The following is an 11,422-nucleotide window of genomic DNA, read 5'->3' as shown; positions in this document are numbered from 1 at the left end:
TGTCATGACGGTCACTCCCCATACTCCTCTGATGCCCTTGGCCGATGCGTTGCACAATTTATTGACGCAGATCGAACCTCTTGATGGCTCCGAGTCGGTGGCCACCTTCGACGCCGATGGCCGGGTACTGGCCGAAGATCTGGTTTCGGCGCTGCAAGTGCCTGCCTTTGACAACTCGTCGATGGACGGTTACGCGGTACGCTGCGCCGACTTGTGCGAGCCAGGTAAAGTGCTGGCTGTGACCCAGCGCATTGCGGCGGGTCAGACTGGTCATGCTCTGCAGGCGGGGCAGGCCGCTCGCATTTTCACTGGAGCGCCCGTGCCGCTGGGATCTGATGCGATTGTCATGCAAGAGCAAACCGAAAATTTGACGGAGGTCAGTGCGTTTGGTACTGGAACGCCTGACAGCCCGGTCCCGCACGTCCGCTTTTTGACCACGCCCGAACCCGGGCAATGGATTCGCCGCAGCGGCGAAGATATTCACCGGGGCGACATTGCTTTGCAACGGGGTCAAAAACTGGGGCCGGCCGAGCTGGGATTGGCCGCCAGCTTGGGTTTGGCCCATGTTTCGGTGATGCGCAGGCCCAAAGTGGCGCTGTTTTCTACGGGTGACGAGTTGGTCATGCCAGGCGATGTGGCACCGCAAGACATGTCGCCGGGTGCAATCTACAACTCGAACCGGTTTTTTCTGCGCAGTTTGTTGCACCGATTTGGCTGTGAGGTAAGTGATCTGGGTATCGTGCCCGACCGGCGTGAAGCCACCGTGGCAGCCCTTAAAACCGCCGCCGATCATCACGACCTGATTTTGACCAGTGGCGGAGTGTCAGTGGGCGAGGAGGACCATATCAAACCGGCGGTGCAATCGCTTGGGCAGTTGCAACTGTGGCAAATCGCCATGAAGCCAGGAAAACCCTTCGCGTATGGCCAAGTGCATCGTCAAACCGAAGCGGGGGTGACGCACTTTATCGGTCTGCCGGGCAACCCGGTGTCCAGTTACATGACTTTTTTATTGCTGGTCAGGCCGATGCTTCTGAAACTTCAAGGCGTGGTAAAGAGCGATCCGCCCTGTCTGCGAGTCGCGGCACATTTTGATTGGCCCCAAGCAGACAAGCGTCGTGAATTTCTGCGCGTTAAACGCAATGAACGAGGTGGGCTCGATCTTTTTGGGAACCAGGGTTCGGGTGTTTTGACCTCTGTGGTTTGGGCCGATGGCGTGGTGGATAAACCCGCAGGCCAAACCATTTCACAGGGGCAAATGGTTGATTTTTGGCCTTTTTCGGAATGGTTGGCATGAAAGTCCAATTGCGTTATTTCGCCTCGCTGCGTGAGCTCTTGGGTCAGTCCCAGGAAAGCTGGGACACGCGGGCGTCTGACCTGACTGGCTTGCGTCTCGAGTTGTTGTCTCGTGGTTCGGTTTACCAGCAAGCCCTGGCGCTGGACCGGCCGGTACGCATGGCCTTGAACCAGGTCATGGTTCATGACAACGCAGCATTATCCGAGGGTTGCGAAGTCGGCTTTTTCCCACCAGTAACGGGAGGTTAAGGCTATGCATCAGCGCGTCAGCATTCAGACCGAGGACTTCAATGTTAGCCACGAGCTGGCCACTTTGCGTGCACAGGACCTTCGGGTGGGAGCTGTTTGCAGTTTTGTGGGCACCGTGCGCGACACCCAGACGCTGACCGGGCAGGCGCGTGACCAAGTGCAGGTCATGGAGTTGGAACATTACCCCGGAATGACCGAAAAATCGATCGAGGCCATGATCGAGGAGGCGCATCGCCGCTTTGACTTTTATGACGCTCGGGTGGTTCACCGGGTTGGCCGCTTGTTACCAGCCGATCAGATTGTCCTGGTGGCCGTGACCTCGGCGCATCGAGGTGAGAGTTTTAAGGCCTGCGAGTTCCTGATGGACTACCTCAAAACGCAGGCCCCATTCTGGAAAAAAGAGCAAACACCCGCAGGTGCGAACTGGGTGGATGCGAGGGTTGCGGACGATGTCGCCTTGGCGCGTTGGGGTATAGAGGCGCGCAACATCTGAAATTCCGGCATTCCCAGTTCCTACCCTGGCTTGAGATGCCCCCATTTAGTGGGTATAGCGCGGAGGCTCGCTAGCTGGGGATTCCGGATTTTCTTGAGAAGGGTCGGGTGATGCGCTCAAGAACCATTGCGCTTTTTCAGCAGCTAGCGCCATCAGGTGAATCAACCCGTGCACCAAGCTGATCTGCAAGTGCATCACACAAGCTTTGGATTTTATCGGATCAGTCTTGTCTTCAAGGGTCAGGTCCAGACCGCCCTGAGCTTGTAAATCCATATGGGCATCTGTCACCAGCATAGGTACTGGGCCCAGAGTTAGCTGGGTCGCTCGGTTTTCAAAAGGGGTGGAAAAGTCGGCCTTTTCCAGAAAATCATCGCGCCGCAGATCATTCAGGATTTGTCGACTGACCGGGTCGGTGGCGGCCACACCCGGTTGCGCCGCCTCAAGTCGTTCGGCCGATTGCGTCAGGGCAGGCAAAAAGCGTTGCGCCATCCGACGGGTTAGCCAAAACCTGTATTCCTGACTGTCCCGGGTGTTCAGGCGAAGCATCAAGCGGTCTTGCCTCTCATCGTGATGAACAGAAAGTTGGTGGATATTCATCCTTTTGATTCTAGGCAAACAGTCGTCCTTTGCGGATCTTGAAAATGATGCTTTCAGCACAAATTGAAGGTCATTGGAGATCCTTAGATGCGAATTGACAAACTCACCACCAAATTTCAGCAAGCCCTGGCCGATGCCCAGTCCTTGGCGCTGGGTCGCGACCATGCCTACATTGAGCCGGCGCATGTGCTGGTCACCATGCTCAAACAAGACGATGGCCCCAAAGCCCTCTTGCAGCGCGCAGGTGTCCATGTGTCCGCCTTGTTGCAGGCGGTCGAAGGGGCTGTATCGCGCTTGCCTCAAGTGTCGGGGCAAGAGCAGGTGCAAGTCGGCCCGGACCTCGTCAAACTCATGCAGGCAGCCGAAAAAGAGTCCATCAAACGCGGTGACGCTTTCATCGCCGCAGAGTTGTTCTTGTTGGCTTTGACTGAGAGCAAAAGCGAAACTGGACGCTTGGCCAAAGAACATGGCTTGGATCGCAAAAGTCTGGAAAGTGCCATCGACGGCGTGCGTGGCGGACAAAACGTGGACAGGGCAGACGCCGAGGGCCAACGTGAAGCGCTTAGTAAATACTGCATTGACCTGACAGAACGCGCCCGAATCGGCAAACTCGACCCGGTGATTGGGCGCGATGACGAGATCCGCCGTGCTATCCAGGTCTTACAGCGGCGTACAAAAAACAATCCTGTGTTGATAGGCGAGCCGGGTGTGGGTAAGACCGCGATTGTTGAAGGTTTGGCGCAGAGGATTGTGGCCGGTGAGGTGCCCGACTCGCTCAAAGGCAAGCGCGTTTTGTCCTTGGACATGGCTGCATTACTGGCTGGAGCCAAGTTTCGAGGCGAGTTCGAAGAGCGCCTGAAAACCGTACTCAGTGAGCTGGCCAAGGACGAAGGTCAGACCATTGTTTTCATCGACGAATTGCACACCATGGTGGGCGCAGGCAAGGCCGAAGGGGCCATGGACGCGGGTAATATGCTCAAGCCCGCTCTGGCCAGGGGTGAGTTGCATTGTGTGGGCGCGACCACTTTGGATGAGTACCGGAAACACATCGAAAAAGACGCGGCCTTGGAGCGACGGTTCCAGAAAATTCTCGTCAACGAACCTACGGTGGAAGCTACCATTGCCATCTTGCGTGGTTTGCAAGAGAAGTACGAAATCCACCACGGTGTCGACATCACCGATCCGGCCATCGTGGCAGCAGCCGAGCTGAGCCACCGCTACATCACCGACCGTTTTCTGCCAGACAAAGCCATTGACTTGATCGACGAGGCCGCAGCCAAGATCAAGATTGAGATCGACTCCAAGCCCGAAGTCATGGACAAGCTCGACCGCCGTCTGATCCAGCTGCAAATTGAGCGCGAAGCGGTGCGTAAAGAGAGCGATGAGGCTTCACAAAAACGCTTTGCCTTGATCGAAGAAGAGATCGAAAAACTGAAAAAAGAAGCGGCCGATCTGGAGGAAATCTGGCGGGCCGAAAAATCGCAAGCCCAAGGCGGTCAGCAGGTGCGCGAGCAAATCGACCAGCTCAAGCAACAAATCGAGGAGCTGACCCGCAAGGGAGATTTCAACAAGGTAGCCGAGTTGCAGTACGGCAAGCTGCCTGCGCTGGAAAAAACCCTCAAGGAGGTCCAGGCCAAGGAAGCAGCGCCCGGCGAAAAACCGGTGCATCGTCTGTTGCGCACGCAGGTGGGTGCCGAAGAGATTGCCGAGGTCGTGTCTCGCGCCACAGGCATCCCGGTATCAAAAATGATGCAAGGTGAGCGCGAAAAATTACTACAAATGGAAGACAAACTGCACCAACGCGTGGTTGGCCAGGACGAGGCCATTGCGGCCGTGGCCAACGCCATTCGCCGCTCGCGATCGGGTCTGTCCGACCCGAACCGACCAACGGGCTCGTTCCTCTTTTTGGGCCCCACAGGCGTGGGCAAAACCGAGCTGTGCAAGGCGCTGGCAGGTTTTTTGTTTGACAGCGAGGATCACCTGATCCGCTTGGACATGAGCGAGTTCATGGAAAAGCACTCGGTAGCTCGCATGGTCGGCGCGCCTCCTGGTTATGTGGGTTACGAGGAGGGTGGCTACCTGACGGAGGCCGTACGGCGAAAACCCTACAGCGTCTTGCTGCTCGATGAGGTGGAAAAAGCCCACCCCGATGTGTTCAATATCTTGCTGCAGGTGCTGGATGACGGACGCCTGACCGATGGTCAGGGCCGTACCGTGGACTTCAAGAATACCGTGATTGTGATGACATCCAATTTGGGCTCTCACCTCATCCAGTCCATGGTGGGCCAACCCTCTGAAGACATCAAGGATGCGGTGTGGGATGAACTCAAGACCCATTTCCGACCCGAGTTCTTGAACCGAATCGACGAGACAGTGGTCTTCCATGGCCTGGATGCCCAGCAAATAGCGTCCATCGCGCAAATCCAGTTGCAGGTGTTGCAAGCCCGCTTGGCTCGCATGGATCTGACGCTGGAAGTCAGCCCGGCAGCTTTATCAGAGTTGGCTAAGGTGGGGTTTGACCCGGTGTTTGGCGCACGCCCGCTTAAGCGCGCCATTCAGCAGCGCTTGGAAAACCCATTGTCCAAGCTCTTGCTGGAAGGTCGTTTCCCGCACAAGAGCACGGTGCAGGTCAGCGTGGACCCGGTGCAACGGCCCGGTGTGTTCGATTTCCAGGTAAGCTATTGATCAGGCCCGATGAAGTTTGGATGGCCCATGTTGTTGTTGGCCATGCGGGTATCTTTGTCTTTGCAGGAGCCTACAGGGGTGGGCTCCTGCAAAATAAGCTGTTCCATGAACAGGGTTAACGACTTCAATGGGCCGTATCAATAACAGGCTTGAGTGCCAGCGCCGAGCGGGTCACTGCTGCTTGAGCCGCGATCTGTACGGTGGTGACACAGGTGGGGAAGTGGCTTGGGCACAATGCAGCCATGACTGAAAAAATTGCTGGCCATTTGCTTGTTGAATGCCTTCTGGCTCAAGGCGTCACCCATGCGTTTGGAGTACCGGGGGAGAGTTATCTGAGTGTGCTCGATGGCTTTCACCTGTACCGCAATCAACTCACTTTTGTCACTTGCCGACAGGAGGGTGGGGCGGCCTTCATGGCCGAGGCTCAAGGCAAGCTGAGTGGCCGTCCTGGCATCTGTTTCGTCACGCGCGGTCCTGGGGCTACGAACGCCTCAATTGGGGTGCACACCGCATTTCAAGACTCCACGCCGATGATTTTGTTTATCGGTGATGTGGCCAGCGACGCCCGCGACCGCGAGGCCTTCCAAGAAATGGATTACACCCATTTTTTTGGCCCCTCCACCAAAGGCATGGCCAAGCGCGTAGAACGGGTCGACGACCCCGAGCGATTGCCGGAGTATGTGGCACGTGCCTTTGCCACCGCCATGAACGGACGCCCCGGACCGGTGGTCTTGGTGCTGCCGGAAGACATGCTGACCCGCCCCGTCAAGGCCCAGGCCCTGGGGCGCGTAGAGCCGGTGCAGGCCTGGAGCGACCCGGGTGCGTTGCGCATTTTGCGCGACATGCTTTTGGTGTCTAGGCAACCCTTGGTGATCGCTGGGGGTGGTGGCTGGACAACCCAGTCCGCACAGGCCTTGCAACGTTTTGCCGAAAATTGGCAACTGCCGGTAACCAATGCTTTCCGGTTTCAGGACACCTTTGACAACCACCATCCCTTGTACGCAGGGGATGTCGGCATCGGCATTGGTCCTGCTTTGGCTGCTCGCGTGCGCGACGCCGATCTGATCCTGGCCATCGGACCTCGTCTTGGGGAAATGACCACAGGCGGCTACACCTTGCTCCAAGCTCCTAAAACTCGCCAAAAGCTGGTGCATATCCATGCCAGCGCTGAAGAGCTCAACCGCGTCTATCAAGCCGATCTGGCTATTCAAGCCACCATGAATGCCGCTGCGCGCAGTCTGGAGGTGCTGACTGCGCCCAACGAGCTGCCTTGGATCGCCTGGAGTCAGGCAGTGCATGCCGATTACATTGCCAACCTCCAGCCGCAAACCCTGCCCGGCACAGTGGACATGCCCGCCATCGTGGCCGTCTTGCAAAAACATTTGCCCAAAGACGCCGTGCTGACTAATGGTGCGGGCAACTTTGCCAGTTGGATGCACCGCTTTTACCGGCACCATGGCTTGGTTAAGGGATACAAAACTCAGCTAGCTCCCACTGTGGGCGCCATGGGATATGGCGTGCCAGCGGGCATTGCGGCCAATTTGCTGACGGGTCGAGTGGTCTTCACCATCGCCGGTGACGGTGATTTCATGATGAACGGTCAGGAGTTGGCCACAGCGGTTCAGCACGGCGGCAAGAGCATTATCGTGCTGCTCAACAATGGCATGTATGGCACCATCCGCATGCACCAAGAGCGCGAATACCCACATCATGTGACAGGTTCGCAATTGAAAAACCCTAACTTCGTAGCTTTGGCCCGGGCTTACGGTTATGCTGGTGTACGTATTACTCGAACCATTGAATTCGAACCCGCCTTGCTGACAGCGTTGGCCAAGCCTCATGGCAGCCTGATTGAAATCATGCTTGATCCGGAGGTTATCACCACCCGGGGCACTTTGAGCGACATTACACAATCGGCCTTGAATCGTTTGGGTACCGCATGAGCTGTTCAAACGATGTCAGGCGCATCGCCCACTAGAGCCATGAAAAAAAACCACCTTGCGGTGGCTTTTTTTCATGGTGAGCCCAGCATGGGCGCATACCTGCGGGTGCAAGTCCTGCTGCGAGCTGGTCACAGTGAGCAAAGAGAAGGGCAACTGCGTGAGGGTGACCGAGCTGTTTGACGATATGTTTGACGACAATTACTTTGGTCGGCGTCACGGTCATTGACTCCGGCGAGAGCTTCTTGGCACTGTCCACCGGTTTGCAGGCAGGATGCCCAAGGACTGATCGCAGCCCCGTTTACACAAAACTCTGTACACCCCCGTGGCTCAACCCGCCGCGGGAGCATCTGAGGTCGCCAGAAAGCGTGGCGGTAGCCGTTTAGAAAAGCGGACAACTTTGTTGACAAACAACGAGAGCTAGACGAGTGGCAGCCTCATCGGTTGAGGTCGATCCAGCTCAAGCATAGGAAGAGGCCCTGGCGATCTACCGAGAACTGAAGGCGCTGGGGGCAAAGGAAAACGTGGCGCGGCAAGTGGCTGTGAACAGCCGTCGCTGGTGGCGAAACAGTGACCGAATGCTCAAGACGGTGCTGACGATTGCGTACTTTGATGGGTTGGGAGTGCCAAGGCTGTCATGACCTCAAGCTCTCGAACCGCCCGGTGCGGACCCGCATGCCGGGTGGTGTGTCAGGGGCGACTGCGAAAATCGCAGCCCCCCCTATGCCGATCCAGCATCCGAATCACTTCAAATGCTTGCCGATCAGGCCGGCCATTTCGAACATGGTGACCTGGGCCTTGCCGAACACAGCCTTGAGTTTGTCGTCGGCGTTGATCGCACGACGGTTGGTTGCGTCTTGCAACTTGTGCTTTTTGATGTAAACCCACATCTTGCTGACCACCTCGGTGCGTGGCAGCGGGGTGGCACCGACCACTGCGGCCAATGCGGAGCTGGGGGTCAGAGCCTTCATGAAGGCAGGATTAGGGGTACGTTTTTTCGCAGGGGCAGCTTTTTTGGCAGCCACCTTTTTAGCTGGAGCAGCAGCTTTTTTGGCTGGAGCAGCCTTGGAAGCCGAAGCTGCTTTTTTAGCTGGAGCAGCAGCTTTTTTGGCCGGGGATTTTTTCGCAGTTGCCATGATGAAATTCCTTAGTTCGGAAGTGGGTTCGCCGCTGAGAAACGATGTGTTTACAGCCTCTGTGATGCTAATTGAGAAAGGCTCTGTTCTCAAGTAAAAAAGTCATTTTTATCTAGGTGTTGTTGCTGATTTACCCGTCTTTTTGTGTTTTTTCCCTGCTTTTCATCTTGTCTTTATGCGGCTCAATGTTTCCTCGTGGATGTCGAGTTCTCTTGGGGCCTTACCTGGGTGACCTCTTGTCGTGGTGTGCACGCTCTGAGTGTTCTGCTCCCTCCTGAATGTTTCATGCCCCGCTTTTTCTTTTTCCAATGTGAAATATAGAGGACTCTGTATTGAACTTTTATTCATTATTATGAAAAAATATTCATTAATGCAAAAAATGTTGTGCAACTCTTTGATTTCAATGAATAAAATTTATGTCTTGTATAAGACATAGGATGTGTTTATTGTCTTATATAAGAGTTAAGATCGACTCAACGACATCAGGTATTGAAGTCATGTCGCCAAATATCCACTCGACCAAAGGAGTTCTCCATGCCAGCAGATATCACTCAACAAATGAGCCGCGAACAACAAATTGCAGCACTTGAAAAAGATTGGGCGACCAACCCCCGTTGGAGGGGTGTCAAGCGCGGTTACACCGCCGCTGACGTTGTGCGTCTGCGCGGCAGCATGCCCATCGAGCACACCTTGGCCAAGCGTGGTGCAGAAAAGCTCTGGGAGAAAGTCAACGGTGGGGCCAAAAAAGGGTATGTCAATGCCTTCGGCGCCATCAGTGCTGGTCAAGCCATGCAGCAAGCCAAAGCCGGTCTGGAAGCTGTTTACCTGTCGGGATGGCAAGTGGCCGCCGACGGCAACACCTCCGAAACCATGTACCCTGACCAGTCGCTGTACGCATACGACTCGGTGCCCACCATGGTTCGCCGCATCAACAACACCTTCAAGCGCGCTGATGAAATCCAATGGGGCCGTGGCATCGAGCCAGGTTCCAAAGACTTCATCGACTACTTCCTGCCCATCGTGGCCGATGCTGAAGCTGGTTTCGGTGGTGTGTTGAATGCGTTCGAATTGATGAAGAACATGATTGCATCAGGCGCTGCCGGCGTACACTTTGAAGACCAGTTGGCTGCTGTGAAAAAATGCGGTCACATGGGCGGTAAAGTCTTGGTGCCGACCCAAGAAGCCTGCGAAAAATTGATCTCTGCCCGTTTTGCTGCCGACGTCATGGGCGTATCGACCATCGTGTTGGCCCGTACCGACGCTGAAGCTGCAAACTTGATCACTTCTGACCACGACGCCAACGACAAGCCATTTTTGACTGGGGAGCGCACCCAAGAGGGTTTTTACCGTGTCAAAAACGGTTTGGAGCAAGCCATCAGTCGTGGCGTTGCGTATGCTCCTTACGCTGATTTGGTGTGGTGCGAAACGGGTGTGCCAGACATCGGCTTCGCCCGCGAATTCGCGCAAGCCGTGCACGCAGCCTGCCCCGGCAAGCTGCTGTCGTACAACTGCTCGCCATCATTCAACTGGAAGAAAAACCTCAACGACAGCCAGATCGCTTCTTTTCAAGAAGACCTGTCGGCGCTGGGTTACAAGTACCAGTTCATCACATTGGCGGGTATCCACATCAACTGGTACAACACTTTCCAGTTCGCCAATGCATACGCCAACGGCGAAGGCATGAAGCACTACGTCAACATGGTTCAAGAGCCAGAATTTGCAGCACGCGACAAGGGTTACACCTTCGTGTCGCACCAGCAAGAAGTCGGCGCAGGCTACTTCGACGACGTGACCACCGTGATCCAAGGCGGCTCGTCCTCGGTGAAGGCTTTGACCGGTTCTACCGAAGAAGAGCAGTTCCACTGATCTGCTGATGGCCTGCCTTCGGGCAGGTTTTTTACCCAGGCGGATTCAAGTACGAGGTGCAACAAAGATAAACCCGGTAACGGGTGGCTGAGGATGTCAAGGCATCATGGCCACTCAAACCACCAAGTCCAAGTTGCCAGATGTACAAGCACCTCAGCCGAGAAGAACGATACCAAATTCACAGCCTCTTGAAAGCCAAACAGACCATCAGCCAGATCGCCCGATCACTGGGCAGGAGCCGCAGCACCATCAGCCGCGAACTCAGCCGTGGCCGTGGTCAGCGTGGCTATCGCGCCGAGCAAGCTTGCGCCAAGGCGTCTGAGAGGGCCCAGTGCAGCCGTAATGCCCGCCGTTTAGATCCCAAGGTCTGGGCCGATGTGGACTTCTACCTTGGCATTCAATGGAGCCCCGAGCAGATTGCAGGCAAGGTGGCGGTCAGCCACGAGAGCGTTTACTTGCATGTGTATGCGAACAAAGCCGCTGGCGGTGGTTTACACGCCCACCTGCGGAGTCAAAAGCCTCGGCGCAAGCGCCACCTGTGCGGGCGTGACAGGCGCGGGCAAATCCCGAACCGCCGCCCGATCAGCGAGAGACCAAGTCACATTGAAGATCGCAAGCAAGTGGGCCACTGGGAGGGTGACACTGTCATTGGCGCGGCTCACAAACAAGCCATCGTGACACTGGTCGAGCGCGAAAGCGGCTTTGCATTGTTGGCCAAAGTGCCCAACAAGTCAGCTGATTTGGTGGGCCGGGCCATTGAAGCCAAACTCAAGCCTTGGAACTCACGGGTGAAAACTTTGACGGTGGACAACGGCAAAGAGTTTGCGGATCACCAGGCCATCGATCAGACCCTTGGCATCCAGACCTACTTTGCCGATCCGTATTGCAGCTGGCAGCGCGGCAGCAACGAGAACTTCAATGGTTTGCTGCGGCAATACATTCCCAAGAAGCGGCGCATGGAGACTGTCACTGATGAGGAGTTGACTATGATCGAAAACAGATTGAATCACCGGCCCAGAAAGCGGCTCGGATTCAAGACACCCCACGAGGTGTTTCACGCCACGTTAAACCGTGTTGCAGTTCGTACTTGAATCCGCCCCACAAAAAAGCCACCTTGCGGTGGCTTTTTGCGTCTGGCGCTCAAGCGAACTTGAGCGCCTTGC

9 protein-coding genes and 1 pseudogene are annotated in these 11,422 nt (G+C 55.9%); 8 read left to right on the top strand and 2 right to left on the bottom strand.

Annotated elements, in window-relative coordinates:
- Window positions 1-4: 4 nt before the first annotated feature.
- Genes glp through HEQ17_RS06515 form a run of 3 tightly spaced genes read left to right on the top strand, consistent with a single transcriptional unit; the run spans window position 5 to window position 2,035 of the window.
- On the top strand, window positions 5-1,294 hold the full coding sequence (gene glp / locus HEQ17_RS06525; protein WP_296291985.1) for a gephyrin-like molybdotransferase Glp: 1,290 nt from the start codon (window positions 5-7) through the stop codon (window positions 1,292-1,294).
- Entirely contained in the window at window positions 1,291-1,542 is a 252-nt protein-coding gene (locus HEQ17_RS06520) for a MoaD/ThiS family protein (RefSeq protein ID WP_296291984.1), read from the top strand. The genes glp and HEQ17_RS06520 overlap by 4 nt, the downstream gene beginning before the upstream one ends.
- 4 nt (window positions 1,543-1,546) lie before the next feature.
- On the top strand, window positions 1,547-2,035 hold the full coding sequence (locus tag HEQ17_RS06515) for a molybdenum cofactor biosynthesis protein MoaE (RefSeq protein ID WP_296291983.1): 489 nt from the start codon (window positions 1,547-1,549) through the stop codon (window positions 2,033-2,035).
- Between the two features lie 45 nt (window positions 2,036-2,080).
- Here the strand turns inward: HEQ17_RS06515 and HEQ17_RS06510 are convergent, their stop codons facing one another.
- On the bottom strand, window positions 2,081-2,755 hold the full coding sequence (locus tag HEQ17_RS06510) for a hypothetical protein (RefSeq protein WP_296291982.1): 675 nt from the start codon (window positions 2,753-2,755) through the stop codon (window positions 2,081-2,083).
- Here HEQ17_RS06510 and clpB point away from each other — a divergent pair.
- The 3 genes and pseudogenes from clpB to HEQ17_RS06495 form a co-directional block, all read left to right on the top strand.
- The gene (gene clpB, locus HEQ17_RS06505) at window positions 2,720-5,317 is read left to right on the top strand and encodes an ATP-dependent chaperone ClpB (protein ID WP_296291981.1); all 2,598 of its coding nucleotides are present in this window, start codon (window positions 2,720-2,722) and stop codon (window positions 5,315-5,317) included. The two genes, HEQ17_RS06510 and clpB, sit on opposite strands and share 36 nt — an antisense overlap.
- A 242-nt stretch (window positions 5,318-5,559) precedes the next feature.
- The gene (locus HEQ17_RS06500; RefSeq protein ID WP_296291980.1) at window positions 5,560-7,260 is read left to right on the top strand and encodes a thiamine pyrophosphate-binding protein; all 1,701 of its coding nucleotides are present in this window, start codon (window positions 5,560-5,562) and stop codon (window positions 7,258-7,260) included.
- 414 nt (window positions 7,261-7,674) lie between these two features.
- Window positions 7,675-7,898 (top strand): annotated as a pseudogene (locus HEQ17_RS06495) (group II intron reverse transcriptase/maturase); the annotation flags it as partial.
- A gap of 102 nt (window positions 7,899-8,000) precedes the next feature.
- Here HEQ17_RS06495 and HEQ17_RS06490 read toward each other — a convergent pair.
- Window positions 8,001-8,393 (bottom strand): SWIB/MDM2 domain-containing protein, encoded by a 393-nt coding sequence (locus HEQ17_RS06490; protein WP_296293690.1) that lies wholly within the window; start codon window positions 8,391-8,393, stop codon window positions 8,001-8,003.
- 534 nt (window positions 8,394-8,927) lie between these two features.
- Between HEQ17_RS06490 and aceA the strand changes: the two genes are divergently transcribed.
- Both aceA and HEQ17_RS06480 read left to right on the top strand, forming a co-directional pair.
- A complete protein-coding gene (gene aceA / locus HEQ17_RS06485; RefSeq protein ID WP_296291979.1) occupies window positions 8,928-10,259 on the top strand; it encodes an isocitrate lyase in 1,332 nt (443 codons plus the stop codon).
- 140 nt (window positions 10,260-10,399) lie between these two features.
- On the top strand, window positions 10,400-11,350 hold the full coding sequence (locus tag HEQ17_RS06480) for an IS30 family transposase (protein ID WP_296291978.1): 951 nt from the start codon (window positions 10,400-10,402) through the stop codon (window positions 11,348-11,350).
- Window positions 11,351-11,422 lie beyond the last annotated feature (72 nt).

The sequence above is a fragment of the Limnohabitans sp. genome, assembly GCF_023910625.1.
Lineage (GTDB): Bacteria > Pseudomonadota > Gammaproteobacteria > Burkholderiales > Burkholderiaceae_C > Limnohabitans_A.
This window is presented reverse-complemented; position numbering and strand designations above follow the sequence as displayed.

What these genes read in the sequence shown, in the direction of transcription:
- aceA (WP_296291979.1), top strand. Translation starts at nt 8,928, where the DNA reads ATGCCAGCAGATATCACTCAACAAATGAGCCGCGAACAACAAATTGCA.
- HEQ17_RS06515 (WP_296291983.1), top strand. Translation starts at nt 1,547, where the DNA reads ATGCATCAGCGCGTCAGCATTCAGACCGAGGACTTCAATGTTAGCCAC.
- glp (WP_296291985.1), top strand. Translation starts at nt 5, where the DNA reads ATGACGGTCACTCCCCATACTCCTCTGATGCCCTTGGCCGATGCGTTG.
- clpB (WP_296291981.1), top strand. Translation starts at nt 2,720, where the DNA reads ATGCGAATTGACAAACTCACCACCAAATTTCAGCAAGCCCTGGCCGAT.
- HEQ17_RS06500 (WP_296291980.1), top strand. Translation starts at nt 5,560, where the DNA reads ATGACTGAAAAAATTGCTGGCCATTTGCTTGTTGAATGCCTTCTGGCT.
- HEQ17_RS06490 (WP_296293690.1), bottom strand. Translation starts at nt 8,393, where the DNA reads ATGGCAACTGCGAAAAAATCCCCGGCCAAAAAAGCTGCTGCTCCAGCT.
- HEQ17_RS06480 (WP_296291978.1), top strand. Translation starts at nt 10,400, where the DNA reads ATGTACAAGCACCTCAGCCGAGAAGAACGATACCAAATTCACAGCCTC.
- HEQ17_RS06520 (WP_296291984.1), top strand. Translation starts at nt 1,291, where the DNA reads ATGAAAGTCCAATTGCGTTATTTCGCCTCGCTGCGTGAGCTCTTGGGT.